Source organism: Xanthomonas sp. BRIP62411 (assembly GCF_003993525.1).
GTDB lineage: Bacteria > Pseudomonadota > Gammaproteobacteria > Xanthomonadales > Xanthomonadaceae > Xanthomonas > Xanthomonas euroxanthea.
The window spans coordinates 189,810-214,333 of the sequence record NZ_QEZI01000008.1 but is presented as its reverse complement, the minus strand read 5'-3'; the positions used below and the strand labels follow the sequence as shown (position 1 = coordinate 214,333).

General features: G+C 66.7%; 26 protein-coding genes and 1 pseudogene. 12 read left to right on the top strand and 15 right to left on the bottom strand.

The genetic code is table 11. The features are described 5' to 3' along the window. Positions 1 to 4 precede the first annotated feature (4 nt). The 14 genes from EO139_RS05335 to EO139_RS05270 form a co-directional block, all read right to left on the bottom strand. Positions 5 to 613: a hypothetical protein gene (locus EO139_RS05335; RefSeq protein WP_126969606.1), complete on the bottom strand. Its 609-nt coding sequence runs from the start codon at positions 611 to 613 to the stop codon at positions 5 to 7. Then, the gene (locus EO139_RS05330) at positions 610 to 1,680 is read right to left on the bottom strand and encodes a hypothetical protein (protein WP_126969604.1); all 1,071 of its coding nucleotides are present in this window, start codon (positions 1,678 to 1,680) and stop codon (positions 610 to 612) included. The genes EO139_RS05335 and EO139_RS05330 overlap by 4 nt, the downstream gene beginning before the upstream one ends. A 17-nt stretch (positions 1,681 to 1,697) precedes the next feature. Further along, positions 1,698 to 2,045, bottom strand: coding sequence for a hypothetical protein (locus EO139_RS05325; protein ID WP_104583135.1), 348 nt, complete (start codon positions 2,043 to 2,045; stop codon positions 1,698 to 1,700). Between the two features lie 79 nt (positions 2,046 to 2,124). Next, positions 2,125 to 2,787 (bottom strand): RebB family R body protein, encoded by a 663-nt coding sequence (locus tag EO139_RS05320; protein WP_115677673.1) that lies wholly within the window; start codon positions 2,785 to 2,787, stop codon positions 2,125 to 2,127. After that, positions 2,784 to 3,029: a RebB family R body protein gene (locus tag EO139_RS05315; RefSeq protein WP_126969602.1), complete on the bottom strand. Its 246-nt coding sequence runs from the start codon at positions 3,027 to 3,029 to the stop codon at positions 2,784 to 2,786. The genes EO139_RS05320 and EO139_RS05315 overlap by 4 nt, the downstream gene beginning before the upstream one ends. A 23-nt stretch (positions 3,030 to 3,052) precedes the next feature. Next, positions 3,053 to 3,388 carry a hypothetical protein gene (locus EO139_RS05310; RefSeq protein ID WP_011051979.1) on the bottom strand — a complete coding sequence of 112 codons (336 nt, stop codon included), beginning with the start codon at positions 3,386 to 3,388 and terminating at the stop codon, positions 3,053 to 3,055. 106 nt (positions 3,389 to 3,494) lie between these two features. Next, complete coding sequence (locus EO139_RS05305; protein WP_011051978.1) at positions 3,495 to 3,773, bottom strand: RebB family R body protein; 279 nt, start codon at positions 3,771 to 3,773, stop codon at positions 3,495 to 3,497. A 52-nt stretch (positions 3,774 to 3,825) separates the two neighbouring features. Next, positions 3,826 to 4,092, bottom strand: a complete 267-nt coding sequence (locus EO139_RS05300) for a RebB family R body protein (RefSeq protein WP_011051977.1) — start codon at positions 4,090 to 4,092, stop codon at positions 3,826 to 3,828. Positions 4,093 to 4,122: 30 nt separating this feature from the next. Beyond that, complete coding sequence (locus EO139_RS05295) at positions 4,123 to 4,392, bottom strand: RebB family R body protein (RefSeq protein WP_011051976.1); 270 nt, start codon at positions 4,390 to 4,392, stop codon at positions 4,123 to 4,125. A gap of 22 nt (positions 4,393 to 4,414) precedes the next feature. Next, a complete protein-coding gene (locus EO139_RS05290; protein ID WP_011051975.1) occupies positions 4,415 to 4,708 on the bottom strand; it encodes a RebB family R body protein in 294 nt (97 codons plus the stop codon). Positions 4,709 to 5,503: 795 nt separating this feature from the next. Then, entirely contained in the window at positions 5,504 to 6,568 is a 1,065-nt protein-coding gene (gene hemE, locus EO139_RS05285) for a uroporphyrinogen decarboxylase (protein WP_104569691.1), read from the bottom strand. Between the two features lie 14 nt (positions 6,569 to 6,582). Next, positions 6,583 to 6,834, bottom strand: a complete 252-nt coding sequence (locus EO139_RS05280) for a WGR domain-containing protein (protein WP_104533988.1) — start codon at positions 6,832 to 6,834, stop codon at positions 6,583 to 6,585. 599 nt (positions 6,835 to 7,433) lie between these two features. Continuing rightward, complete coding sequence (aroB, locus tag EO139_RS05275) at positions 7,434 to 8,546, bottom strand: 3-dehydroquinate synthase (RefSeq protein ID WP_104583136.1); 1,113 nt, start codon at positions 8,544 to 8,546, stop codon at positions 7,434 to 7,436. After that, the gene (locus EO139_RS05270; protein WP_047129095.1) at positions 8,543 to 9,085 is read right to left on the bottom strand and encodes a shikimate kinase; all 543 of its coding nucleotides are present in this window, start codon (positions 9,083 to 9,085) and stop codon (positions 8,543 to 8,545) included. The genes aroB and EO139_RS05270 overlap by 4 nt, the downstream gene beginning before the upstream one ends. Before the next feature lie 342 nt (positions 9,086 to 9,427). Here EO139_RS05270 and pdxH point away from each other — a divergent pair, with 342 nt between their 5' ends. The 9 genes and pseudogenes from pdxH to EO139_RS05225 all read left to right on the top strand — a co-directional run bounded on the left by pdxH (position 9,428) and on the right by EO139_RS05225 (position 15,813). Beyond that, the gene (pdxH, locus tag EO139_RS05265) at positions 9,428 to 10,027 is read left to right on the top strand and encodes a pyridoxamine 5'-phosphate oxidase (RefSeq protein ID WP_104583021.1); all 600 of its coding nucleotides are present in this window, start codon (positions 9,428 to 9,430) and stop codon (positions 10,025 to 10,027) included. Next, positions 10,024 to 10,493: pseudogene (gene aac(6'), locus EO139_RS05260) on the top strand (aminoglycoside 6'-N-acetyltransferase). The gene pdxH and the pseudogene aac(6') overlap by 4 nt, the downstream one beginning before the upstream one ends. A 140-nt stretch (positions 10,494 to 10,633) precedes the next feature. Then, entirely contained in the window at positions 10,634 to 11,050 is a 417-nt protein-coding gene (locus EO139_RS05255) for a YjfI family protein (protein ID WP_005995044.1), read from the top strand. A gap of 12 nt (positions 11,051 to 11,062) precedes the next feature. Next, a complete protein-coding gene (locus EO139_RS05250; protein WP_104583023.1) occupies positions 11,063 to 11,833 on the top strand; it encodes a PspA/IM30 family protein in 771 nt (256 codons plus the stop codon). A 25-nt stretch (positions 11,834 to 11,858) separates the two neighbouring features. After that, a complete protein-coding gene (locus EO139_RS05245; RefSeq protein WP_126969600.1) occupies positions 11,859 to 12,941 on the top strand; it encodes an ion channel in 1,083 nt (360 codons plus the stop codon). Beyond that, positions 12,938 to 13,615, top strand: coding sequence for a YjfK family protein (locus EO139_RS05240; protein WP_164739157.1), 678 nt, complete (start codon positions 12,938 to 12,940; stop codon positions 13,613 to 13,615). The genes EO139_RS05245 and EO139_RS05240 overlap by 4 nt, the downstream gene beginning before the upstream one ends. A 37-nt stretch (positions 13,616 to 13,652) precedes the next feature. Beyond that, positions 13,653 to 14,057, top strand: a complete 405-nt coding sequence (locus tag EO139_RS05235) for a DUF350 domain-containing protein (RefSeq protein ID WP_047126964.1) — start codon at positions 13,653 to 13,655, stop codon at positions 14,055 to 14,057. Between the two features lie 12 nt (positions 14,058 to 14,069). Beyond that, a complete protein-coding gene (locus EO139_RS05230) occupies positions 14,070 to 14,645 on the top strand; it encodes a DUF1190 domain-containing protein (RefSeq protein WP_104583026.1) in 576 nt (191 codons plus the stop codon). Between the two features lies 1 nt (position 14,646). Continuing rightward, on the top strand, positions 14,647 to 15,813 hold the full coding sequence (locus EO139_RS05225) for a glutathionylspermidine synthase family protein (protein ID WP_126969598.1): 1,167 nt from the start codon (positions 14,647 to 14,649) through the stop codon (positions 15,811 to 15,813). 562 nt (positions 15,814 to 16,375) lie between these two features. On the opposite strand, the gene EO139_RS05215 is transcribed toward EO139_RS05225, so the two are convergent. Continuing rightward, positions 16,376 to 17,746 (bottom strand): MFS transporter, encoded by a 1,371-nt coding sequence (locus EO139_RS05215; RefSeq protein ID WP_126945044.1) that lies wholly within the window; start codon positions 17,744 to 17,746, stop codon positions 16,376 to 16,378. A 99-nt stretch (positions 17,747 to 17,845) separates the two neighbouring features. On the opposite strand from EO139_RS05215, the gene soxR reads away from it, so the two are divergent. The 3 genes from soxR (at position 17,846) to EO139_RS05195 (ending at position 24,432) form a co-directional block, all read left to right on the top strand. Next, positions 17,846 to 18,292 carry a redox-sensitive transcriptional activator SoxR gene (gene soxR, locus EO139_RS05210; protein WP_104583137.1) on the top strand — a complete coding sequence of 149 codons (447 nt, stop codon included), beginning with the start codon at positions 17,846 to 17,848 and terminating at the stop codon, positions 18,290 to 18,292. A 199-nt stretch (positions 18,293 to 18,491) separates the two neighbouring features. Then, positions 18,492 to 20,483: a M1 family metallopeptidase gene (locus EO139_RS05200; RefSeq protein ID WP_164739739.1), complete on the top strand. Its 1,992-nt coding sequence runs from the start codon at positions 18,492 to 18,494 to the stop codon at positions 20,481 to 20,483. A gap of 790 nt (positions 20,484 to 21,273) precedes the next feature. Then, positions 21,274 to 24,432: a TonB-dependent receptor gene (locus tag EO139_RS05195; protein WP_164739738.1), complete on the top strand. Its 3,159-nt coding sequence runs from the start codon at positions 21,274 to 21,276 to the stop codon at positions 24,430 to 24,432. Positions 24,433 to 24,524 lie beyond the last annotated feature (92 nt).

Here is a 24,524-nt window from a genome sequence, read left to right as displayed (position 1 = left end):
GCCATCAGCTCCGGTCCGGCGTCGATGGGGGCGATCCTTCCGGCGGCGGCGAGTCGGGTATGCCGGCGCTCATTGCCTGCTCGGTCTGCTGCTGCGCGGCGGCCACCGCCGCAGCGGCGGCCTGTTCGGCCTGCTGCAGTGCCTGGTTTGCGCTATCGATCGCCTGGTCATTGCCAGCTGCGGCAGTCGCCGCGGTTGCGGCCTGCATCGCCGCCTGCACTGCCATATTGCTGGCCGCCATCGCCTGATCGATCTGGGCTTGCGCCGCTTTCAGCGCCGCTTCGATCTGCGAGGATCCTGACGATTGCGCAGTGGAGGCTGGTGTCTGGTTCGGGGGCGTGGGCTGGGTATCGTCGGACATGCTGGTATCTCCTGAAGTGGACGCGGAATGGAGCGGGGTGACGGCATCGGCACGCGATGGCCGCATCGGCGCGGCGAGTGGTGCGGTTTCGGTTGGACGCTGCGCTGCAAGCGCGCGCAGCCTCTCGCCCAGTGCGTTTTCGGCCTGCGCCATGCCCTGGCGTGCGGCTGCCAGGGCAGCGGCGCGACCTGCATGCACCGCTTCGCGCGCCGCGTCGGCGGCGCTGGTCGCAGGCGGGGGCGGTGCGCTCACTGCGTGGCCTCCGCATCCGTGTCTTGCGAGGTGGTGGATGATGCAGGTGCGGCACCGAAGTCGCGGAGCGAGATGATGCCGCCGTTGACCTGCAGCAGTGCAGCCAGGGCGTCGTTGTGCATGGAGAACACGCAGCTGCTGCCATCCTGGCCCAGCACGCCACGGCTGGGCCGGTTGGCCGCCAGAAATGCCTGCGCAGACTGCAAATAGAGGCGGATCGCATCGCTGGCCGCCTGGTCGCCGCCGTCGCCTCGGTAGCGGGTGTGCTGGACGATCTGCTGGGCCGCCAGCGATAGCCGCGCGAAGCCGATCTGGCGACCGCGTGCCAGCCATTCGGCAACGCTGCGTTCGACCTCGTTGGGCGAGGGCAGTCCCTGGACCTGCGGGCAATCCAGGGTGGTGAACAGCTGTGGCAACAGCGTCTGCAGTGCCGAGGCCGCCGCATGCGCACGTTCGTCCTCAGCGGCGATGGTGGCGGTGCAGGCCAAGTAGAAGCGGTAGTAGTCGCAGAATTCCAGCGGCGTGCGCGCCTGCTCGATGGCGAATGCCGCCGCTTCCTGCTGCAGTGCCGGCGTCACGTTGTCCGGCGGCGCGTCGGCGGCCAGCTGGCGGAGTGCCAGGCTTTCTTCCATGTCCAGCGACTGGAACACGCCGGCGCCATCGATCTTCAGCTGTGTCAGCAGGCTGCGGCCTGCGGCCAGGTCGCTTGCGGTGTACAGGGCGTTGTCGCGGAAGATCCGCTGCAGCTGCGCCTTGACCACCGAGCCAGTGTCTCCGGCTTCGGCCTGCGCCAGCGTGCCCAGGTCGGTCGGACTCAAGGTCATCAGCTTGACCGGGCTGACCCTCAGCTCCAGCTGCGGCAACAAGGCCAGGCGCGAGCCATGCAGGCCTTGCTGCACTTCGTCGAGCAAGCTGCTCTCGTCGGGAAAATCGTAGCGCACACCGGGCGACTGGATCGCCCATGCCAGCCACTGGGTGCCTCCATCGATGAAGGCCAGGCACTGCCTGCCCAGCGTCGAGAGCATCGTCGGCATCGAGATGAGGCGGCCTGCGATCGAAACGGACATTGCGTGACTCCTTGGATTCAACCGGCGGGAAAATTTTTCAGCACCAGGCCGGCCGCCGAACCGATCCTGGCGAAGTCGTCGGTGGCGCCCTGCATCAGTGCCTGCGCCTGGGTGAGTGCGGTGACGTACTTCGCGTCGCCGGTGGCCAGGTACTGCGCCATCGCCACGCCGACGGCGGTGGTGGCGATCGTGGAGACATTGCGTAGCGCGTCGGTGGCGTCCTGCACCGCAATGGCGGTGGACTGCGCCACCGATTGATAGGCTTTGCCGGCTCCGCTGGTCAGCACGACCTGCGGGCTCATGGTCGCCAGTTGCACCTGGTTGATGACATCGATGACCTGCGCATTGACCTTTGTCGGTTCCATCTTGGTTCCCATGGAATGATCGGCCGCCTTTCAATGAGGCCTGGTGGTAGGGGGAGCTGACCTCATCTCTGCGGACGGCCTATGACTGAGCAGGCGGCGCAGGTGCAGGTGCAGAGCTAGATGCAGATGCAGGTGCAACAGGAGCAGCAGGTGCAGATGCAGCAGCGACAGGGGGTGTGCCTGTAGCTGCAGCTGCGGGTGAAGTTGCGGCTGCAGCAGCAGGAGCATCAGAAGTGGCAGCATGATCGAGGCCGGCACCGGAAGCGGGGGGAGTGGCGGGCAGGGGCGGCGGGACGCTCAGCGCATGCACTTCCATGAGGTCGGCGGTTGCGGTCGCGGCATCTGCCGAGGCGCCTTGTGCTTGCGTCTTCAGCACGTCGACGGCCACCTTGGCTTCGGCCGCGGCGGCGGCGATGAGCGCTGCAGGCGGGGGCGGTACGGGGGGAGGACCTGGCAATGGCGCGACCGTCGGTGGTGGTCCGGGTGGTGCAGGCGGTGGTGGCGGCGGAACCGGGAACGGTGCCGAGATCATCTTGGCGCAGGCGGCGGTGATCGCTGCTGCATTGATCATGCCGGCGCCTTGCTGCCGATTGACGGCGTTGTGCATTGCCATGCCCAGCGTCTCCAGCATCACGGCATCGAGCATGCCGAGCGCCTGTGCCGGTGCCTGACCGGTGGTCAGCGTCACGATGCTGCTCACCGCATCGACGATCTGGCTGTTCACGCTACTGTCGTCGATCATGACGAAGTCGCTCCCTTCTGGATGATTAAGGCAAGGATTTGAGTGAGAGCTGCATCGGCGAGCACCTGTCCGCGCTGCTGGTTGGCGACCGCGTTTTCCATTGCGAGCGCGATGGAATCCGACAGCGCCAGATAGGTCGCCCCCATCGCGAAGGCCGGCGCCTGGCCGATCGCCATCGCTGCACCTGTAGCGGCGGTACCGATCAGGCTGGCGACGCTTGCGGCCTGCGTGCTCGGCTCCATGACGGGGCACTGGCATCAGTGTCCTAGGCCAACGACGGCCTGCGCTGTTCAACGCCAGCCGACGCGGAGAACAGCACGGTGTTCTGTGGTTCGTGTCTGCACGCGTACTGCAAGGCCACGCCATCGGGCACGCGTTCCAGGAATGCAAAATTGCCCTGCGGCACGTCGATCATGTTGCCCAGCTTCTGGCGATAGACCAACGGCTGCGCTCCGGGAATCACAGGCAGGATGCCGTCGAACTCGACGTTGATCACTGCCTTTTGATGCGGCGCGAATGTCGCCACGATGGTGCGGCCCCGGATCAGTCTGACGACGACATCCAGGGTGTTGGACGTAGGGATATGACGTAGTTGCAGCATGAGGCGTCCTTTCTCGATTCGGCCAGCGAACTGCGTGGTGGTTGCAAAGGCTTCGCGTATCGAACCAGGCGCCGCTCGTGCGGCAGCAGCGACGCCTGGTGGCCGATTAAGTCAACCCGGCGCTGAGGATTTCCCGGGTGGCGACACCATCGGACGCGGTATCGATCGAATACAGCGTGGACACGCCCTGGGTTGTCGACGCCTGCATCGTCACGTAGGACTGCTGCTGGTTGTTGGTGGCGTTGTGGGCGGCGTTGGACAGCGCCTGGCTGGTGGCAACGAACAGGTTGCCCATTGCAATCGCCGGCGCATCGCCGAGGACCTTGGTGTTGACCTGGGAAACGGAATCGGTGATCTGGCTGTTGACGGCGGTCGGAAAGGCCATGGTGATAGCTCCTTGAGGTAGGAAAAGAACGAAGACGCTGCGGCGTTAGCGGTTAGCCGAACATCTTCTTGGTGGCGGCACCCGTGGCGCCGGTATCGAGCGAATACAGCAGCGAAACGCCCATGGTGGTTGCTGCCTGTGCGGTGACATACATCTGTTGTTGCGCGAGTGTTGCGTTGTGTGCCGCGTTCGCCAGCGCCTGCGCGGTGGCCTGGTACAGATTGCCCATGGCTGCGGCAGGGGAGCTTCCCAGTACCTGCAGGTTGGCCTGGGTGACCGAGTCGGTGATCTGGTCGTTGACGGCGGTGGGAAATGCCATTGGCGAATGTCCTTGGCGTTAGCCGGGCCGTCAGACGCCCAGGATCTGCTTGGTGACCACGCCGGTACTGGCGGTGTCGATCGAGTACAGGGTGGCCACGCCCATGGTGGTGGCCGATTGCGCAGTGACGTAGCTCTGCTGCTGCGCGTTGGTCGCGTTGTGGGCGGCATTGGCCAGCGCCTGCGCGGTGGCCTGATACAGGTTGCCCATGGCGATGGCGGGAGCGTCGCCCAGCACCTTGGTATTGACCTGGGTAACGGAATCGGTGATCTGGTTATTGACGGCGGTCGGAAATGCCATTTTCTTCTCCTAAAGATGTGAGTTAGCGCGACACGAGTCCGGGCACGCCGGTGCTTAGAATCTGCTTGGTGGCTACGCCGGTGGTGGCGGTGTCGATGGAGTAGAGCGTGGCCACGCCCATGGTGGTGGCCGACTGTGCGGTGACGTAGCTCTGCTGCTGTGCGTTGGTCGCGTTGTGGGCGGCATTGGCCAGCGCCTGCGCGGTGGCCTGGTACAGATTGCCCATGGCGATGGCCGGGGCGTCGCCCAGTACCTTGGTGTTGGCTTGGGTGACGGAGTCGGTGATCTGGTCGTTGACGGCGGTTGGAAATGCCATGCTTTTCTCCCTGTTTCTCGAATGAGTGGAGCGCTTGAACGAATGTGACGATGTCGAGGTTCGGCAGGCGGCCTGCCTGTCCGGAGATGTGTTGCAGTGGCACCGCATCACCGTGGAGAAACAGTAAATCTCCTTGGTCCGGGAAAATTGGTTTAAACGACGGCAATGCCGGGCTTATCGACGTGAAACCCGATCCGCTTTAGAGCGGTATGCGATGTAAAGACGCGTTTTGGAACGGCGTGCGGGGAATGTCGTGGTGAATCGCAAAGGCAGTTACAGAAGGACCATGCAGAACAGGCGAGCACAGGCTGCTCTTGACGCAAAGGCAGCAAAGCTCGCGTCCGCTTGGCGATTCTCTGCGGCTAGTTAATGGCCAGCCGGTACGCTGTCGGTGCCTTGCGAAACCGGAGCCCACGCGCATCGATGATTGACCGCGTTGCGGTTGAACTCGGCGCGCATCACGTCGCAGTGACGTCGGCAGGGCGCTCACTGCCGCACATCAGTGGAGTGGCGAGATCACGTTCAACGGAACGAGGCGGGAGGGCCGTGTTTGGAGTGGATGCAGGCTTGATGCGGGTGACGGCATGGAGGCTGGCCTTGCTATCGCTGAAGACTGCCTTCGTCACCGTGCCGCATGCTTGGGGCGGCCTGTGACATCAGATCAGTACCGGCGGTGCTGTCCATCTATTGCCGATGCAGCTACCGCCCGTCATCACGCTCAGCGCGCGCTGCTCGGGTGCGTGCGCTGAGCGGCGGTCGACAGCACACCGGTGCGCTGTCGACCCGTGCCTTGGATTACCGCTTGCTCAGCGTCTGCACCGCGTCCACCAGCACGCCCACATGTTCGGGATTCATGTCGGGCGACATGCCGTGGCCGAGGTTGAAGACATGACCTTCGCGCGAGCCGCCGTTGCCCTGGGCGTAGCTGTCCAGGGTCTTGCCGACTTCGGCGCGGATCGCCTCGGGCGAGCCGTACAGGGTGGCCGGGTCCAGGTTGCCCTGCAGCGCGACGCGGCCGCCGGCGCGCTGGGCGGCGTCGGCCAGCGCGATGGTCCAGTCCACGCCTACCGCTTCGGCGCCGCTGGCCGCCAGCTCGCTGACGTAGGCACCGTTGCCCTTGCCGAACAACACCAGCGGGGTGCGCTCGGCACCGTCGCCGCGTTCCAGCTCGCGCGCGATGCGGGTGAGGTAGGGCAGCGAAAACTCGCGGTACATCGCCGGCGACAGCACGCCGCCCCAGGTGTCGAATACCTGCAGTGCCTGCGCGCCGGCCGCGCGTTGCGCCGACAGGTAGGCGATCACCGCATCGGTGACGGTGCCAAGCAGGTGATGCAGCACCTCCGGCGCATTGAAGGCCATGGCCTTGATGCGCGCGTATTCCTTGCTGCCGCCGCCTTCGATCATGTAGCAGGCCAGCGTCCACGGGCTGCCGGAGAAGCCGATCAGCGGCACCGCGCCATCGAGCTCACGGCGGATCAGGCGCACCGCATCCATCACGTAACGCAGCTCGGTTTCCATGTCCGGTACGCCCAGCCGATGGATCGCGGCCGCATCGCGCACCGGGTGGCGGAACTTGGGGCCTTCGCCTTCGACGAAGTACAGCTCCAGGCCCATCGCATCGGGAATGGTCAGGATGTCGGAGAACAGGATCGCCGCGTCCAGCGGGAAGCGTTGCAGCGGTTGCAGCGTCACTTCGCAGGCGATCTCGGGGTTCTTGGCCATGCCCAGGAAACTGCCGGCGCGCGCGCGGGTGGCGCGGTATTCCGGCAGGTAGCGGCCGGCCTGGCGCATCAACCAAACGGGGGTGCGGTCCACGGGCTGGCGGTTGAGGGCGCGCAGCAGGCGATCGTTCTTGAGCATGGGGAAAGATGTCCTCAAAGCGGCGCGTCGGCGCCGCCGGTGATGAGTTGGAAGCCGCGTTTGAGGTGGGTGTCGCGCGCCTTGTCGAAGGCCCGGTCCGCTTCGTCCTGCAGCAGGTATTGGTCGCGTCGCAACTGCGAGCGTCCACCGATCTCGCCGCTCTCGCGCAGCAGCTCCCAGCCGCCGAACAGATCCGGTTGCAGGGTCAGCTGGACGTAGCGAAGCGGCGCGTTGCCGCCAGGATCGTGTTGCAAGTGGATGCGCATGGCGCCGATTGTAGCCGGGCGGTGCTGAAGGCTGGGAGGCAGTGGACGCGCCGGGTTGCTCCAGGTGCGAAGGTCCAGTGGGCAGCGGTGGCAATCGGTGCGGTGGATGTCCGCCGGCCGGCGCGTCGAGTGGCGGCTCTCCGCCGCGCTGGTGAAAGGCGGGCGGCGCGGTGGCGGATGGGCGCTCCGCTTGGTCCGTGCAGGCGATCGGCAGGCAGGCACTGCGTAGGAGCGCACCTGGGCGCGATGGGGATTTATCGGGAAGGCCCTGTCGCGCCCGGGGGCGCTCCTACGAAGAGCGTAAGGTCGTGCGACCGACGGCAGCTTGGTGCGGCTGTCCAGCATTCCGTGTCTGGCCGGCCGGCCTCACCCGCCGGCAAGGGCCGCGCGTGCCACCAGGCTCCTGCGTGGGCGACGTTCCGCCTCATCTGCGCAGGCGATCGGCAGGCAGGCACTGCGTAGGAGCGCACCTGGGCGCGATGGGGATTTATCGGGAAGGCCCCATCGCGCCCGGGGGCGCTCCTACGAAGAGCTGAGGGTCGGGCGGTCGACGGCAGCGGGGCGCGGCCATCCAGCGTTCCGTGCGTGTCCGGCCGGCCTCAGCCCGCCAGGATCTCCAGCACTGCCGCCTCGTCGACGTCGGGCACCACCTCGGCCTTGCCGATGCCGCGCCATAACACCAGCCGCAGGCGGCCGGCGATGTTCTTCTTGTCCAGCCGCATGCGCCCCAGCAGGGCCTGTGGCGACAGGCCGGCCGGAATGTCGGTGGGCAGGTCGAAGTCGCGCAGCAGGGCGCGCAGCGCCTCGGTGTCCTGTGCATCGCTCATGCCCAGCGCAGCCGACAGCCGCGCGGCCAGCACCATGCCCACCGCGACCGCTTCGCCATGGTTGAGGTTGTCGTTGCCGGGCGCGCCGTAACCTTGTTCGGTCTCGATCGCATGGCCGAAGGTGTGGCCCAGGTTGAGCAGCGCACGCTCGCCCTTTTCCAGCGGATCGCGCGCCACGATGTCGGCCTTGTGCTCGCAACTGCGTGCGATCGCCTGTGCGAGGGCGTCGGCATCGCCCTCCAGCAACGCCCGGCGTTCGGCATGCAGCCACTGGAAGAACAGCGGGTCGCGGATGGCGCCGTACTTGATCACCTCGGCCAGCCCGGCGCGCAGCTCGCGCGCGGGCAGGGTGTGCAAGGTGTCGGTATCGGCGATCACCGCGCGCGGCGGATGGAACGCGCCGACCAGGTTCTTGCCCTGCGGGATGTCCACCGCGGTCTTGCCGCCGACCGAGGAATCCACCATTGCCAGCAGGCTGGTGGGCAGTTGCACGCAGTCCACCCCACGCATCCAGCAGGCCGCCGCGAACCCGGCCAGGTCGCCGACCACGCCGCCGCCGAGCGCGAACACGCAGGCGTCGCGGGTGGCGCCCAGTTCGGCCAACGCCGCAATCGCGGCACCGAAATTGTCCAGTGTCTTGGAGGCTTCGCCGGCGGCGATCACCAGCTCGCCCAGCTGCAGGTCCGGGCGCGCCTGCAACAGGGCCTTGCGCACCCCGGCGGCGTAATGCGGGGCCACCTGCGAGTCGCTGAGCAGCAGCACGTGGCGGCCGCGCACATGGCTGGCCAGGCGTGCGCCGTCGGCCAGCAGGCCGGGCGCGATGGTGATGGTGTACGGCTGCGCGCCGTCGACATCGACGCTGCGCGAAGAACGGGGGAGTGTCATGCGGGGGTACTCGACATGCGCCATTGCGCGGCCAGGCGCAGCACCAGCTGCGCGGTGGCCTCGGCGGGGGAGAAGTGATCGGTTTCCAGGCTGAGGTCGGCGACCTCCTGGTACAGCGGGGTGCGCTGCGCGGCCATCGCGTGCAGCACCTGCTCGCGGTCGGCGCGTTGCAACAGCGGCCGGTTGCGGTCGCGTGCCAGCCGGGTGAGCTGTGCCGGCACGCTGACGTGCAGGTACACCACGAACCCACGCGCGCGGATGCGCTGGCGGTTGAGCGGGTCCAGTACCGCGCCACCGCCGGTGGAAATGAGCTTGTTGTCCTGCTCCAGCAGCGTCTGCAGGGTCTGGACCTCGTGCTGCCGGAATCGCGCTTCGCCGTGCTGTTCGAAAATGGCCGGGATGCTGCTGCCGACCTGCTCGACGATGGCCTGATCCACATCGACGAACTCCAGCCCGAAGCGCTCGGCCAGGCGGCGGCCGATGCAGCTTTTTCCGGCGCCCATCGGGCCGACCATCACGAGATTGGGAGCGGGGTTCATGCGCAGGGATCGTAGCATTCAGGCCCGTGCATCGGTCCGGTCGGCATGGACTGAAACCATTTCCGCGGGCGAGCGTCGGCTGCGCGCCGCAGCTTCGACACCCCGATGGGTGGAGATCAACCGCAGCCATGGCTGGCGATGGATCGGCGGCGCGCACCGCGTGGCGAGCGCCTGGCGGCAGGCGTCTGTGGTGCGAAGACGCCGGGAAACACGCGCCCGACGTGCCTTGCCGGGGTCGGCCGCAGCCCTGGCGGCTGGCAAGCCGCTGTCGGCTGCCGCGCATAGGCGAAGCAGGCGCGATGCGCCCACAATAGGCGCCAATCTTGCTGCCCTTGCACCGTCATGACCGATCTGTATGCAGAAGCCCTTGCCACCTTTACCGCGCTGTACGCCGAGGCGCACGCCGGCGCCGAGCTCGAAGCCAGCGCAATGACCGTGGCCACCGCCAGCGTCGACGGCCGGCCGAGCGCACGCACCGTGTTGCTCAAGGCCTTCGATGCGCGCGGGTTCGTGTTCTACACCCATCTGGACAGCGCCAAGGGCCGCGACCTGCAGACCCATCCGCAGGCCGCGCTGCTGTTCCTGTGGCGCAGCTTGCGCGAGGCCGGCATCCAGGTGCGCATCGAAGGCGGCGTGCAGCTGGTCGGTGCAGAGGAGGCCGATGCCTACTTCGCCTCGCGCCCGCGCATGAGCCAGATCGGTGCCTGGGCCTCGCTGCAGTCGCAGACGCTGGGCTCGCGCGAGGAGTTCGACGCGGCCATCGCCAAGGTGGAAGCCACCTTCGAAGGCCGCGAGGTGCCGCGCCCGGATGGCTGGGGCGGGTTCCGGGTGGTGCCGCAGGCGTTCGAGTTCTGGTACGGCGCCAGGTTCCGCCTGCATGAGCGCTGGCGGTACGAGGCCGATGCGGCCAGCCATTGGAGCAAGCGGATGCTGTATCCGTGAGCACGCCGGCCGGGTGGCGGGTGCGCGCAGCGGTCGGTGCCGATGCGCAGGCCTTGCTGGCCCTGCGCCTGGCCTTGTGGCCCGATGCCGATGACAGCGTTGCCGACGATGGCGTCGCCGAACTGCAGGCCGCGCTGGCGCGTGCAGACGCCAGCCATCTGCTGGTGGTGGACGAGGCGGATGCGGCGCTGGGGTTTGCCGAGGTGTCGGTGCGCCACGACTACGTCAATGGCACCGAAAGCACGCCGGTGGGTTTTCTGGAAGGCTGGTATGTGAGTCCGGCCTGGCGCGGTCGCGGGCTCGGTCGCGCGCTGGTGGCGGCGGCGGTCGCGTGGACGCGGGATCGGGTTGCACGGAGCTGGCCTCCGATGCGCAGCTGGACGACGGCGGCGCCCAGGCGGCGCATGCGGCGTGCGGCTTCGAGCCAACTGAACGGGTGGTCTACTACCGCCTGCAGCTGGCCTGACCGGCTGACTTCCGGCCCTTTCTGCCGGTCGCGGACAGTCTGTAGTATGTCCGCCCATTGCACGCATGTTGCTGCATCACCGCAGCGGCATCACCGCAGTTGCTTCACCACCGCCGCATGACCAAAGGACAGGACATCGTATGACGCAGTACACCACTGTCGAATTGCACGGCCTGCTGGCCGAGCGCTACCGCGACCAGCCGATCGAGGTCGAGCTGATCGATGGGCTGGAACCGGCCATCAACCTCACCCTGGCCGACCATGGCGACATGCAGATCCAGGTCGCCGCCTCCGGCTCGCAGGTGTTCGTTTCCACATTGCTGGCCAACGCCGACCAGGTCAGCGACCGCGCGGCGTTCAACGACGCCTGCCTGCGGCTCAACCCGCTCAATCCCTTGTCCAACCTGGGCCTGGTGCAGGTCGACGGCAAGGATAGCTACGTGGTCTTCGGCGAACTGTCGGCGTCGTCCACGCTGGACCAGATCGACGAGGAAATCCAGACCCTGGCGGCCAATACGCTGGATGCCGCCGAATCTCTCAAGCCGTTCTTTTCCTAAAGGCGTGTTGTCATGAGTATCTTTTCAAAGCTGATCACGCTGCTGCGTGGCACTGCACACGAAACCGGCCAGAAGGCGGTCGACGCCAACGCCCTGCGCATCCTGGACCAGGAAATGCGCGATGCCGGCGCCCAGCTCACGCGTTCGCGCGAAGAGCTGACCAAGCTGATGGCGCAGAGCAAGCTCGCCCAGCAGAAGATCGACGCGCGCGCCGGCAAGATGGCCGAATACACGCGCTATATCGAAGGTGCGCTGGCCAAGGGCGACGAGTCGCTGGCCCACGATGTGGCGACCAAACTGGCCGCGCTGGAAAGCGAGGATGCCGGCGACAAGGCCTCCAAGACATCGCTGGACCAGTCGGTGGTGACGCTCAAGGCCACCATTCAGAAGACCGAAAACCAGCTGCGCGGCATGCGCCAGCAGATCGACACGGTCAAGGCCACCGACGCAGTGCAGAAGGCGCAGGCGGCGATTGCCGCGCGCCATTCCGGCGCCAGCAGCAAGATGGGCTCGGCACTGGAATCGCTGGAGCGGATCAAGGCGCGTCAGGCCGAAACCTCCGCACGCATCGAATCGGCCGAAGAGCTGGAGGCATCCAGCGGCGATGGCGATCTGAACCGGCGCCTCGCCGCGGCCGGCCTGATGGAGGGCGAATCCAACGCCGCCGCGGTGCTGGCACGTTTCAAGAAGCCGGCCCAGCTCGGCCACGACAGCGCCGGCGGCAGCGCGCCGCTGATCGGCCAGGTGCGCGACGTGCAGCAGGTTCCGCGCAGCGACAGCTGACCGGCCGCACGGCACAGGACGCGCCATGATCATCGTCGGAAAGCTGTTGCGGGTGGTGCGGCGCCACGTGCGCCGCGTCAGCTGGGGCATGGTGGCGCTGGCATTGCTGGCGCACATGGGGCTGAGCTGGGTATTGCTGCTGCTGGCCGGCGAGCACACGCTCGTCGGCCTGGACGCGTTCCCGTATTACTACATGACCACGGCCACCACCATCGGCTATGGCGACCTGTCGCCGGGCTCGGTGGCCGGGCGCTACATCGCCGCATTCGTGGTGATGCCGGGCGCAGTGGCACTGTTTGCCACGGTGCTGGCCAAGACCAGCGGCGTGCTCATCACCTTCTGGAGGCGCCACCACATGGGCAAGATGGCTTACGCCGATCTGCGCGGGCACACCATCCTGATCGGCTGGCAGGGCGCCGCGTCCACGCGCTTGCTGGAGCTGCTGCTGTCCGACACCGCCACCGACGACGAAGGCGTGGTACTGATCGCTGAGGGCGTGGCCGAGAACCCGATGCCCGACCACATGCGCTTCATCGCCGCCGAGTCGTACACGCACACCGAGGTCTACCTGCGTGCGGGCATCGCGGGTGCGGCGCGGGTGATCGTCAACCCGCCCTCGGACGACCAGACCCTGGCGGCGGTGTTCGCGCTGATGGCGCATGCGCCGCGTGCGCACATCGTGGCGCACTTCGCTTCGGCCAGCGCGGCGCGGCTGGTCGGTTGCCACTATCCGGCGATCGAATGCACACGGCCGATGACTGCCGAGATCCTGGCGCGCGCTGCGCAGGACCCGGGCAGCGCGGCGATCACCGCCGAGCTGCTGTCGGTGGACGATGGTCCGACCCAGTTCGGCCTGGCGATTCCTGCGGATGTCGATCCGCTGGAGTACCGCGTGCTGGCCGCCGATTTCAGCCAGCGTGGCGCCCTGCTGCTGGGCCTGCGCGCGCCCGATGGCGCGCTGCGCTTGAACCCGCCAGCACACACCGCCGTGCCGGCCGGTGCCATGCTGTATTACCTGGCCGAGCAGCGCGTGCCCGTGTCTGCCATCGCATGGCAGGCCCTGCGCACCGCGGCCGTGTCCCGTTCCCCATCGCCACAAGGTGCATGACGATGAGTTTTTTCAGCAAGTTGTTCGGTCAACCACAACCGCCGCCGTTGCCCAGCTCCGGCACCGGCGCCATCGGTCACGCGCTGCCGCTGGGCTTGCGCGTGGGTGGGCAGCTGGAGATCGATACCACGTTGTACCGCATGGCACCGGAGGCCATGACCGCCGAGTTGCCGGGCGGGCATCAAGGCATTCCGTGCTACGGCCACGTCAATCTGGGCGATGGCTATTCCCTGCATCGGTTCTACCTGGACGATGACGCGTTCCTGCAGGTCACCACCGTGGGCGGCGATCTGGAGGCGATGAAGGCCTTCGTGTATTGCGAGACGGTCAATCCGCCCAGCAAGCAGGCGTTTCAGGAGTTCGTGATGCAGCATCCGCATCTGGGTGCGGCGCAGATCGACTACGCCGGCAAGCGCTGGCAACGCGCCACGCAGTCCACCGACGATGCTGCGCGGATTCCGCCGATTGCCTATGACGAAGTGCTGTACCGCTATCAGCCGCCGCGCCGCGATGGCGATCTGACCCATTACGCCATGCTCTACAGCCGCGATGTGCCGGAGCTGCAGCGTGAGGAATTCCTGCTGGTCACCGGCGAGGATTCCGGCCCCAATGAATTCTGCGTCACCTATGCGGTCGGCATCGATGTCACCGTTGCCGATCTGGATATCACCTGAGCGTGCGCGCTCGTCCTCCACTTACCCTGGTCCTGTCATGAACCCGATCAACCTGCAGAGTTTTCTCGCGTTTCTTTCCTACTTCGGCACCGGCCTGGGCGTGTTGATCGTGGCGGTGGTGCTGGTGACCCTGGTCACCCCGCACAAGGACTTCACCCTGCTGCGGCAGGGCAACGTGGCGGCGGCCACCGCCCTGGCCGGCAACCTGATCGGTGTGGCATTGCCGCTGCATTCGGCCATCACCCATTCGGTGAGCCTGGTCGATGCGCTGATCTGGGGCGCGGTCGCCTGCGGCATCCAGATCGTGGCGTACCTGCTGGCCAACCTGGTGGCCGGGCGCATCTCGCGGCAGATCACCGACAACGTCACCGCCGCCGGCATCTTCTCGGCCGGCGTGTCGATCGCGGTCGGGCTGATCAATGCCGCGGCGATCACGCCGTAACGGAGCGCAGGCATGAAGCGATCACGCAACCTCAAGCTCACCCTGATGGCCGCATTGCCGGCCGCCCTCGTCACCGGCTGCGGTTCCGAACCGGAGACCGGGGTGGTACTGCAGTCGGCCTCCGACTGCTACCAGATCAAGCAGGAACAGACCGACATCCAGCAATGCCTCAAGGCCTATGACGAGGCGGTGGCCAAGCATCAGCAGGCCGCGCCGCGCTTCAGTACGCGCTACGAGTGCGACGAGCAGTTCGGCAGTTGCACCGCGGTGCAGACGGCGCAGGGCCAGCAGAGCTGGATCCCGCCGATGGGCGGGTTCCTGCTGGGTTACGCGTTGGGCAACATGACCGGTGGTGGCGGTTACCGCTATGGCGGCGCGATGCCGCTGTACCGCGATTACCGCAGCGGCGGGTACTACAAGCCCAATGGCGATCTGGCCAGCAACCGCGTCGGCACCGTGCGCGGGCGCAGCGGCGCCATCGACATGCCGTCGCGGGCGATCACCGTGTCGCGCTCGGGTTTCGGCTCCAGTGCGGCCGCGCGCAGTTCGTTCGGCAGCGGCGGGCGCAGCTCCGGGTACGGCGGCTGACATGCAACGGATCGCAATCGCCGAGCGCCCGGACTGGCGCGAACAGGCCGAATCGCTCGGTTTCCACTTCCACACCATCGACGGCGAGCGGTACTGGGACGAAAGCGCGTACTACGCGTTTACGCTGCAGCAGATCGAGGACGACATCGAAGCGCCCACGCAGGAACTGCACGACATGGCGATGCAGTTGGTGGACGAGGTGGTGGGCTCGGAACAGCTGATGACACAGCTGGCGATTCCGCCGTTCTACTGGGACTGGGTCGCCACCTCGTGGAAGGACCGCGACCCGCATCTGTACGGCCGCATGGACCTGGCCTATGCCGGCAACGGCCCGGCCAAGTTGTACGAGCTTAATTACGACACGCCGACCTCGCTGTACGAATCGGCGTATTTCCAGTGGCTGTGGCTGGAACAGCAGATTGCCGCCGGTGCGTTGCCCAAGGGCACCGATCAGTACAACCTGATCCAGGATCTGCTGTGCGAAACCCTGGGCGCGTTGGCGGCCGATGGCGCGCTTGGCGCGCAGATGCATTTTTCAGCGGTGCGCGATTCGCTGGAAGACCGCGCCACGGTGCGCTACCTGCGCGACTGCGCGCATCAGGTGGGCATCAGCACCGAGGAAGTGGCCATCGAGGACATCGGCCTGAGCGCCGATGGCTGGTTCACCGATGAGCAGGACCGGGTGATCCACACGCTGTTCAAGCTCTACCCGCTGGAATTCATGATGGAAGAACGCTTCGGGCCGGCATTGATTGCCAACCGTGTGCGCCTGATCGAGCCGGCATGGAAATCGGTGCTGAGCAACAAGGGCATCCTGCCGCTGTTGTGGGAGCGGCATCAGGGCCATCCCAATCTGCTGCCGGCGCGCTTTGCGCAAACCGGCGAAGCGCCGACGGCAGGCTGGGTACGCAAGCCGCTGCTGTCGCGCGAGGGTGCCAATATTTCCCTGGTCAGCGCACAGGGCGACGCTGCGCAGACCGATGGCCCGTATGTGGACGGGCCGGCGATCCTGCAGGCGCACCATCCGTTGCCGGTATTCGATGGCCGGCACGCCCTGGTCGGCAGCTGGATGGTGGCCGATCGTCCTGCCGGGCTGGGCATGCGCGACGACGATGGCCCGATCACCCGCGACACCTCGCGCTTCGTACCGCACGTGATCGTGGACTGACGCAGCAAAGGGTGTGCGTCGCCACTGCGAGGTGGCGGTGCCGTGTGGCGCGATCGCCTTGCCTCCGGTGATGAGTAGGGTTCGTCTCGGGGGATAGCTGTGTCGGAAGCCCCGTGTCGCGCTGCACGGCGCAACTGCCGCTTCGCACCGCCTGACACACACCGCGATAGCACGCAAGCCCCGCGCGGCCTGCCGGGCAGCGCAGGTTTTCCACACCCCCTGTGGATGGAAGTTGCACAAGGCTGTGGACAAGTGGGCGCAGGCCCCGGCCTGCAATGCTGTCAAGATGGGTGGCGAAAAAATGACCAGTCGTTCGTGGGCGAGGTGGTTCCCTCGCTATCGCAGCGATCCCGGCAGGATCGGCAAAGTCGCGTGCGCCCCGATCGCTGCGATGCGCTGGCCTGCAGTGCGCCCTGCCAACGCGCGGTGCTGAGCATGCGAATCGTGTAGGGCGCACGTGCGGTGCAGGCAAGGCGCGCGATACGCGGCGACCGACCGCGATGCGCCTGCGCTTGCGACCAGTGCTCGCCTGCGGCGACAGCTTGCGCACACCGCGCAGCCATCACACCCGCCGCGCCACGAAAAAGCCCGCCACGGCGAGCAGCCACGCCAGGGCGAACACGCTCAGGTACGCGGCCGAGGTTGCGGAGGCCAGCAGCGCGGCAAACAGCGCGCCGGCCAGCGCCAGCATGCCGGCCACCGCGATCGCCTCGCTCAACTGCAGCGCCGAACTGTTGGCGCCTTGCTGCGCCGGCGGCGACAGCGACAACGTCAACACCGACAGGCTCGGATACAGCAGGCCCATGCCCAGGCCGGTCAGCGCCCAGCCGGCAATCGCCACCGGCACCGGGATGACCGGCCACACCGCACCTGCGCTGATCACGATGCCCAGCGACATGAAGCACGCACCGGTCTTGAGCAGGCGTGGGCGCGACCAGCCAGCGCGGCTATGGCCCTGGTACCAGGAGCCACTGAACCAGCCCAGCGCACCGACGCTCAGCGCCACGCCGGCCAGCAGCGGCGACAGGCCACGTTCGCGCGACAGCAGCAACGGCAGGAACGCCTCGAACCCGAAGAAGGCCGCCGCTGCGATACCGCGCAGCGCGATCACGCTGGGCAGGCCACGCGCAAGCCGCAGCGTGCCGGTCGGCAACAGCCGCCAGGCGCAGCACACGCTGAGCAGCAGTGCCGGCAGCATCGCCAGCAACGCGACCGGGCCGTGCAGCTGCCCGCCCAGATACACGCCGAGCACACCCAGGGCCGCACCGATCGCCCAGCGCAACTCAGAATGCGATGCGCCGGTGGTGTCGCTAGACCAGCTGCGCCCGCGGATCGCCGGCCACAGCATCAACCCGGCCGGGATCGCCAGCAGCGGCACCGACAGGAACACCCAGCGCCAGCCCACGTGCTGCACGATCAACCCGCTGATGCCCGGCCCGATCAACGAGGGCACCACCCAGCCGGCCGAAAACGCGGAGAACACGCGCGGCCGCAAGGCGTCCGGATACAGGCGCCCGACGATCACGTACAGCGCCACCGAATACGCGCCGGCGCCCAGGCCCTGCAGCAGGCGCCCGGCAATCAGCACGGGCATGCTCGGTGCCAGCCCCGCCACCAGCAGGCCGATCACAAAACACAGCAGGCCGTAAGCCAGCGCGCCACCCGGGCCGCGACGGTCGCTCCAGCGCCCGGCAGCCGTCATGCCGACCACACTGGTCGCCAAGGTGCCGCCAAATGCCAGCGCGTACAGTGGCAAGCCGTTCAATGCGCGCGCAACGGTGGGCATGGCGGCGGCCACCGCCAGCGATTCGAAGGCGTTGAGCGACACCAGCGCCACCATGCCCAGCGTCGCCGCGCGATACGGAGCGGCCAGGATGGAGGTGGGGCGGGTGTCGCCAGGCGAGGCGGCGGATAGGGCGGTATCGGTAGTCATCAAACATCCAGGACGGCAGTGTGTAGAACCATGAGCACGGTGCTTGCACCGCTCGTGGCCGCGCAGCATCCTGCCTCAACCAAGGTTGAGGTCAAGGCAATGCAGCGTGAGTTGTCGGTGGGTGAGGTGGCCAGGCGTAGTGGCGTGGCGGTGTCGGCATTGCATTTTTACGAGCGCAAAGGCCTGATCCAAAGCCTGCGCACGGCAGGAAACCAGCGCCGCTATGCGCGCGATGTGCTGCGACGCATCGCCGTGATCCGCGTCGCGCAACGGCTCGGCGTGCCGTTGCAGCAGGTGCTGGACGCGTTCTCGGTGCTGCCGGACCAGCGCACGCCCACCCGTGCGGAATGGGCACGCATGTCGGCGCGTTGGCGTGGGCAGCTGGATGCGCGTATCGCCGAGCTGCAGGCCTTGCGCGACCAGCTCACCGACTGCATCGGCTGCGGCTGTCTGTCGCTGCGCCGCTGCCGGTTGAGCAATCCCGGCGACACGCTGGCCGAAGGTGGGGATGGTGCCTTGCGATTATCGCGGCTTGCTGCCGACTGAGATGGCGTGCGCGGGCTGCGCCGCGGGCGTGATCGGTATCTGCAGGCCGTGCGCGGGCCGCAGCTGCTGCGCCGCTTGCATGCCCCGGGCGCGCCTGTCGCCGTCCCGGGTTCACAGCCGCAACCGGGACCAATGGCAGTGCCGTGAGGGGCGAAGGCGACCGTAGGATGGGGGTTCCCTCCGCCGCAGGACCTTACGCATGTTCCCCACCTTGCGCCGATCGCTCGCCGTTGCGCTGTCGCTGGCGTGCATCACCGCCAACGCGCAGGCCGCGCCTGCAACCAACGCCACCGCGCCGGCGAGCGCGTTCGATCCGCTGACCCTGTTCGCACCGCTGCAACTGCCCGACGCACCCAACGCCTACCGCAGCGGCAGCGGCGTGCCCGGGCCGTTGTTCTGGCAAAACCGCGCCGACTACAGCCTCGACGCCAGCATCGACCCGGCAACGCACACGCTCACGGGCGAGGCGGCGATCCACTACACCAACCGCAGCCCGGACACGCTGGACGTGCTGTGGCTGCAGCTGGACCAGAACATCTACCGCGCCGATGCGCGTGCTGCCGCCAGCCGGCCGTCGCGCCGGACCCAGTTCACCGACGGCATGCAGATCGCCAGTGTCGAGATCGACGACGGCGGGCGTCGCCAGCCTGCGCACTTCGTCGTCGACGACACCCGCATGCGGGTGGACCTGCCGCAGCCGTTGGCGGGGCAGGGCAAGGCGCTGACCGTGCATATCCGCTACCGCTACACGATCCCGGGCACCTGGGGCGGGCGTACCGCCGTCAGTGCCAGCAAGCAGGGCGAGATCTACGAGATTGCGCAGTGGTATCCGCGCATGGCCGTGTACGACGATCTGCGCGGCTGGGACACGCAGCCGTACCTGGGCTCGGAGTTCTATCTGGAGTACGGCGACTTCGACTATGCGGTGACCGTGCCGGAGGGCTTCCTGGTGGCCGGCTCCGGCGCACTGACCAATCCGGCCGAGGTGCTCAGCCGCACCGAACAACAACGCCTGCAACAGGCGCGTGGCAGCGATCGCACGGTGCTGATCCGCACGCCCGAGGAAGTGGGCGCGCGCGCTGCCAGGCCAGCGGGGAGCAGCACGCGCACCTGGCGCTTCCATATGGACAACACCCGCGATGTGGCGTTTGCCGCCTCGCCTGCGTTTGTATGGGATGCCGCACGCATCAAGTTGCCGGGCGGCAAGCAGTCGCTGGCGATGTCGGTGTACCCGCTGGAAGGCGTGGGCGCGGACAAGTGGAACCGCTCCACCGAATACGTCAAAGGGGCGATCGAACATTTCTCGCAGTGGTACCCGTATCCGTGGCCGGCTGCGATCAACCTGGGCGGCTACGGCGCGGGCATGGAGTATCCCGGCATCGTCTTCGACGGTTTCGAAGATGGCGGCAAGGAGCTGTTCTGGATCACCGCGCACGAGATCGGCCACACCTGGTTCCCGATGATCGTCGGCTCCAATGAGCGCCGGCATGCATTCATGGACGAAGGCTTCAATACCTTCATCGATGTCTATGCGTCCGATGCCTTCAACAAGGGCGAGTACGCACCCAAGCGCGACTCGGAATATGCGCCCAAGGGCGGCAGCCCGGTCGATGAAATCCTGCCGTTGCTGGCCGATACCCGCGCGCCGACGTTGATGGACAATGCCGATTCCACCAGCGAGACCTACCGCCATCCACTGACCTATTTCAAGGGCGCATTGGGGCTGGTGCTGTTGCGCGAGCAGATCCTCGGGCCGGAACGCTTCGATCCGGCATTTCGCAAATACATCGCAACCTGGGCCTACAAGCACCCCACGCCATCGGATTTCTTCCGGCTGATGGAAAGCGAGAGTGGCGAAAATCTGGCCTGGTGGTGGCGCGGTTGGTATCTCAACAACTGGCAGCTGGATATGGGCATCAGCGAGGCCCATTACATCGATCACGATCCTGCCAAGGGCCTGCAACTCACGCTGCGCAGCAGCCAGAAGCTGGTGATGCCGGTGACCGTGCGGGTGGATCTGGCCGACGGCAGCCATCTGGACCGCCGCGTGCCGGTGGAAACCTGGCTGCAGACCACCGCGCCCAAGCTGACGCTGCCGACCACGCAGAAAGTGCTGCATGTGACGCTGGATCCGGACCATGTATTGCCCGATGCCCAGCGTGGCGACAACCAGGTAAACACGATCGGCTAGCGGCTGCCGATGCATGCATCGGCGCTGCAATGGCGCATCTGTTGCAGGCTTGCGGCACACCGTCTCACCGCCACCAACGGCGCAATCGATTGCAGCGATTGCGCCGTTTTTCGTGGCGGCGTGCGGCCCGACGTCATGCGCAGACGCGCCGCAATGCATGCGCGTCGGCGCCAGCTGCCAGGTGCACGCGTCGCCGAGCGCATCGGCACTGAAGGCTGCCGCGTTGCGATCACCGCGACGCTTTGCGCAACGGTTCCATGCCGTGTCCGCGCTGCGCGGCAATGAGATGCGGCAACGCCATTGCGGCGCAATTTTTTCGGTCGCCCGCTGGTAACGCTTACAGCCACGCTGCGTCTGCATCCGGGCTGCGGACTCAAGCGCGCGCGGTGTTTCGTGCCTGCGTGTGGCCTTGTGTGTTTGCTGCAACGCACGGTGACAAGCCCCGGCACGCGTGACTAGGCTGCGCCGCGTGTTAGCGCTATCAGTCCTGCATCGCGTGCTGGCACGGGGTTGCGTGCAGGGGCGCTCGATGGCACGCGGGGCGCAGGCGTTCCGATTGGGAAGGCAGTCGCAGGTGCTGTACAGCTTGAGGCGCAGGCCGCGTTCGTCAGGAACGTGGCACACGCACGGCTGGCATCAAGGGGGATCTGCCGGCGTTCGAGGCGGCGGGTCGGATGAAGTGCTGCATGCAGACAGGTCGTGTGCCGTCCAAGGTGCGTGGCCAGGCAAGCGCCGCGTCGCATTCCGCGACCACGGCCGTGGGTGTTGGACCAGACCCGAGGATAGATCGATGCGTCGTACGTTGAGCAATGTGAAGTCGAAGGCCATGTTCACCTTTGTCGGTGGCATCCTGGTGATCAATCCGGCCTTCGCGCAGGAGGCTCCTGCGCAGCAGGTGTCGCCGCCGCAGTCCAGCGCACAAACCGCCACCACCCTGGATGCGGTCAACGTGACCGGCATCCGCAGCAGCCTGGACCAGTCGATGGGCATCAAGCGCGACGCTGCCGGCGTGGTGGATGCGATCAGCGCCGAAGACATCGGCAAATTTCCCGACACCAATCTGGCCGAGTCGCTGCAACGCATCACCGGCATCTCGATCGAGCGCCGCGACGGCGAAGGCGCGCAGGTCACCGCACGCGGCTTTGGCCCGCAGTTCAATACGGTCACCCTCAACGGCCGCCTGATTCCCGGCGCCGATGCATTCGGCGCGCCTGGCCAGACCCCGATCGGGGGCGTGGATGTGGGCACGCGTGCGTTCAATTTCGCCCAGCTCGCCTCCGAGGCCATCACCGGGATCGAGGTCTACAAGACCAGCCGCGCCACCGCACCCAGCGGGGGGATCGGCGCCACCATCAACATCCAGACCGACAAGCCGTTCAACCATTCCGGCGTGGTGGCCAATGCCGGCGCCAAGATGGTGTCGGATCGTTCACAGCCGTTCGGCGATTCGCTCACCCCCGAAGTCTCCGGCATCTTCAGCTACACCAATCCCGACAAGACCTTCGGTATCGGCTTGAGCGGCAGCTATCAGAAGCGCCACGGCGGCTCGGTGCAGGCCACCGAAAACACCTGGAACATCCAGCGCTGGACCGGCACCGATCCGGCCTTGCGTCCGGATGCGGTGGTGACCAACGCCCCGGCGATCGGCCAGTTGTACGGCATGCCCAACGACCTGCGCTATGCCTTCGCCGACTTCCAGCGCGAGCGCACCAACGGCCAGGCGGTGATGCAGTTCGCGCCCAGCGACAGCCTGACCCTGACCCTGGACTACACCTATTCGTCCAACGAGATCCGCGAAGAACGCGGCGAGCAGGGCATCTGGCTGCAGCGCGCCAACAGCTTCACCGATCTGACCTTCGACACCGGCCAGGCGGTGGCCACGCCGGTGTACCTGCGCGATGTGCCCAACGGTGCCAAGGACTTCGGCATGGAGCAGCAGCGCAACGAGCAGAAGTACACGCTCGGCTCGCTCGGCTTCAATGCCGATTGGCAGGTGAACGACCGCTTCCAGCTGTCCTTCGATGCGCACAACTCCAAGACCAAGAGCCTGCCCAACGACCCGGTCACCGGCGGCAGCGCCACGTATTTCAGTTTCGCCGGCACCAACAACTGCAGCAACGGCCCGTCCTGCGGCGGCCAGTGGGGGCAGGAGCTGCGCTTCAATGGCGGGCTGCCGATCGGCGCGCGCACCTGGTATCCCACCGCGGCCGATTCCCTGGCCGGCACCAACGGCGTGCTCAACCCGGACTTCACCCCCGCCGAGCTCGGCTCGCAGGTCCTGCGCATCTTCTATCAATCGCAGGTCACCGAGATCAAGGAAGGCCGCATGGACGGCACCTTCGACTTCGAGGACGGGCGCTTCCAGTTCGGCGTGAGTACCGCCAATACCACCATGAACCGGCTCACCAGCGACACCAACTCCACGCTGGGCGATTGGGGCGTGGCCAACGCCGGCGACGAGCCCGGCATGCAGGCACTGCTGCGGCCGGTGAGCATCACCGGCATGTTCAAGGACTTCAACGCCAACGGTGCCGCGCCCAATGCATGGCGCGGCGATGCCGATCAGCTGGCGCTGTGGGGTGGCAGCCAGTACGGCGCCACGACCCGCTACAACCCGCAGTACAGCGCCGATAACCAGGTGGAAGAGAAGACCCGCGCCGCCTACGTGCAGCTGGAACTGAAGGGCGACATCTCCGGCATGACCACCAATACCCGGCTGGGCCTGCGCTACGAGCGTACCGATGTGGAATCCACCTCGCAGGTGGCCACGCCCACGGCGTTGCTGTGGCAGGCCAACAACGACTTCCAGCTGTTGCGTTCCACCGAGCAGCAGCCCTTCAGCGAAAAGACCAGTTACAACTACATCCTGCCCAATCTGGACTTCAGCATCGACATCTCCGATCAGCTGAAGGGGCGCGCCTCGTTCGGCCAGACCATCGCACGGGCGCCCTACAACAACCTGATCGCCGGCCCGACCCCGAATACGCCCAATGGCTCGATCCTGATCAATCCCTCCAACCGGGCCGGCGGCAGCGCGCAGAATCCGCAGCTGGATCCGCTGGAATCGGACAACCTCGACCTGGCGCTGGAGTGGTACTTCGCCGATGCCAGCTACGTGTCGGCCACGTTCTGGAACAAGCGCGTCAGCAACTTCATCGGCAATACGGTCTCGCGCGAATCCCTGTACGGGCTGAGCGATCCCACCTCCGGCCCGGATGCACAGTCCGCGCTGGCGTTCCTGCAGAGCGGGGCCTGCGCAGCGCAAGTGGGGGCGTCGGGCAACGACGTCGCCGCCGCGTGCTCGGCCAACGACACCTCGCTGTTTGCGGCGATGGCCTTGCTGCGCAATGCCGCAGCCACCGGCGGGCTGGCCGCCTACAACGGCAGCTCCGCGCAGAGCCTGGCACTGGAGAACGCCTACGACATCGTCGGCAATGCCTCCGACCCGTTGTATCAGTTCGATGTGTCGCGCCCGGTCAACCAGAACAAGGCCAATATCCACGGCTGGGAACTGGGCGGGCAGTACTTCTTCGACACCACCGGCTTCGGCATCTATGCCAACTACACCATCGTCGAAGGCGATGTGGGCTTCGACAATACCGTGATCGATCGCGACCAGTTCGCGCTGCTCGGCCTGAGCGACACCGCCAATGTGATGCTGATGTACGAAAAATACGGCTGGAGCGCGCGTCTGGCCTGGAACTGGCGCGACGAATACCTGATCGCCGCCAACCAGGACAATGCCAACCGCAATCCGTACTACGTCGAGGCCTACCAGCAGTGGGATCTCAGCGTCAGCTACAGCTTCAGCAAGCAGCTTTCCGTGGGCTTTGAGGCGATCAACCTGACCGGCGAAGACGTGCGTTGGCATGGGCGCTCGGACAAGCAGATCATCCGCCTGATCGACCAGCAGCCGCGCTACACGCTGGGTGTGCGTTACGCGTTCTGACAGGCCGGCGGCGCTCAGCTCCCCTCCCAGTGGGCGCAGCGACGCGGCTTGCGGCAGGGCTGGCTCCCATGCTGCTGTGCCGCTTGCCGGCC

Bases quoted from the DNA above. Each gene is read 5' to 3' on its own strand.
- EO139_RS05215 (WP_126945044.1), bottom strand. From the start codon at position 17,746: ATGACTACCGATACCGCCCTATCCGCCGCCTCGCCTGGCGACACCCGC.
- EO139_RS05305 (WP_011051978.1), bottom strand. From the start codon at position 3,773: ATGGCCTTTCCGACCGCCGTCAACAGCCAGATCACCGATTCCGTTTCC.
- EO139_RS05300 (WP_011051977.1), bottom strand. From the start codon at position 4,092: ATGGCATTTCCCACCGCCGTCAACGACCAGATCACCGACTCGGTCACC.
- EO139_RS05200 (WP_164739739.1), top strand. From the start codon at position 18,492: ATGTTCCCCACCTTGCGCCGATCGCTCGCCGTTGCGCTGTCGCTGGCG.
- EO139_RS05310 (WP_011051979.1), bottom strand. From the start codon at position 3,388: ATGCTGCAACTACGTCATATCCCTACGTCCAACACCCTGGATGTCGTC.
- soxR (WP_104583137.1), top strand. From the start codon at position 17,846: ATGCAGCGTGAGTTGTCGGTGGGTGAGGTGGCCAGGCGTAGTGGCGTG.
- aroB (WP_104583136.1), bottom strand. From the start codon at position 8,546: ATGACACTCCCCCGTTCTTCGCGCAGCGTCGATGTCGACGGCGCGCAG.
- EO139_RS05225 (WP_126969598.1), top strand. From the start codon at position 14,647: ATGCAACGGATCGCAATCGCCGAGCGCCCGGACTGGCGCGAACAGGCC.
- EO139_RS05195 (WP_164739738.1), top strand. From the start codon at position 21,274: ATGCGTCGTACGTTGAGCAATGTGAAGTCGAAGGCCATGTTCACCTTT.
- EO139_RS05235 (WP_047126964.1), top strand. From the start codon at position 13,653: ATGAACCCGATCAACCTGCAGAGTTTTCTCGCGTTTCTTTCCTACTTC.
- EO139_RS05255 (WP_005995044.1), top strand. From the start codon at position 10,634: ATGACGCAGTACACCACTGTCGAATTGCACGGCCTGCTGGCCGAGCGC.
- EO139_RS05250 (WP_104583023.1), top strand. From the start codon at position 11,063: ATGAGTATCTTTTCAAAGCTGATCACGCTGCTGCGTGGCACTGCACAC.
- EO139_RS05245 (WP_126969600.1), top strand. From the start codon at position 11,859: ATGATCATCGTCGGAAAGCTGTTGCGGGTGGTGCGGCGCCACGTGCGC.
- EO139_RS05230 (WP_104583026.1), top strand. From the start codon at position 14,070: ATGAAGCGATCACGCAACCTCAAGCTCACCCTGATGGCCGCATTGCCG.
- EO139_RS05320 (WP_115677673.1), bottom strand. From the start codon at position 2,787: ATGATCGACGACAGTAGCGTGAACAGCCAGATCGTCGATGCGGTGAGC.
- EO139_RS05240 (WP_164739157.1), top strand. From the start codon at position 12,938: ATGACGATGAGTTTTTTCAGCAAGTTGTTCGGTCAACCACAACCGCCG.
- EO139_RS05330 (WP_126969604.1), bottom strand. From the start codon at position 1,680: ATGTCCGTTTCGATCGCAGGCCGCCTCATCTCGATGCCGACGATGCTC.
- pdxH (WP_104583021.1), top strand. From the start codon at position 9,428: ATGACCGATCTGTATGCAGAAGCCCTTGCCACCTTTACCGCGCTGTAC.
- EO139_RS05280 (WP_104533988.1), bottom strand. From the start codon at position 6,834: ATGCGCATCCACTTGCAACACGATCCTGGCGGCAACGCGCCGCTTCGC.
- EO139_RS05290 (WP_011051975.1), bottom strand. From the start codon at position 4,708: ATGGCATTTCCAACCGCCGTCAACGACCAGATCACCGACTCCGTCACC.
- EO139_RS05295 (WP_011051976.1), bottom strand. From the start codon at position 4,392: ATGGCATTTCCGACCGCCGTCAATAACCAGATCACCGATTCCGTTACC.
- EO139_RS05315 (WP_126969602.1), bottom strand. From the start codon at position 3,029: ATGGAGCCGAGCACGCAGGCCGCAAGCGTCGCCAGCCTGATCGGTACC.
- EO139_RS05325 (WP_104583135.1), bottom strand. From the start codon at position 2,045: ATGGAACCGACAAAGGTCAATGCGCAGGTCATCGATGTCATCAACCAG.
- EO139_RS05270 (WP_047129095.1), bottom strand. From the start codon at position 9,085: ATGAACCCCGCTCCCAATCTCGTGATGGTCGGCCCGATGGGCGCCGGA.
- hemE (WP_104569691.1), bottom strand. From the start codon at position 6,568: ATGCTCAAGAACGATCGCCTGCTGCGCGCCCTCAACCGCCAGCCCGTG.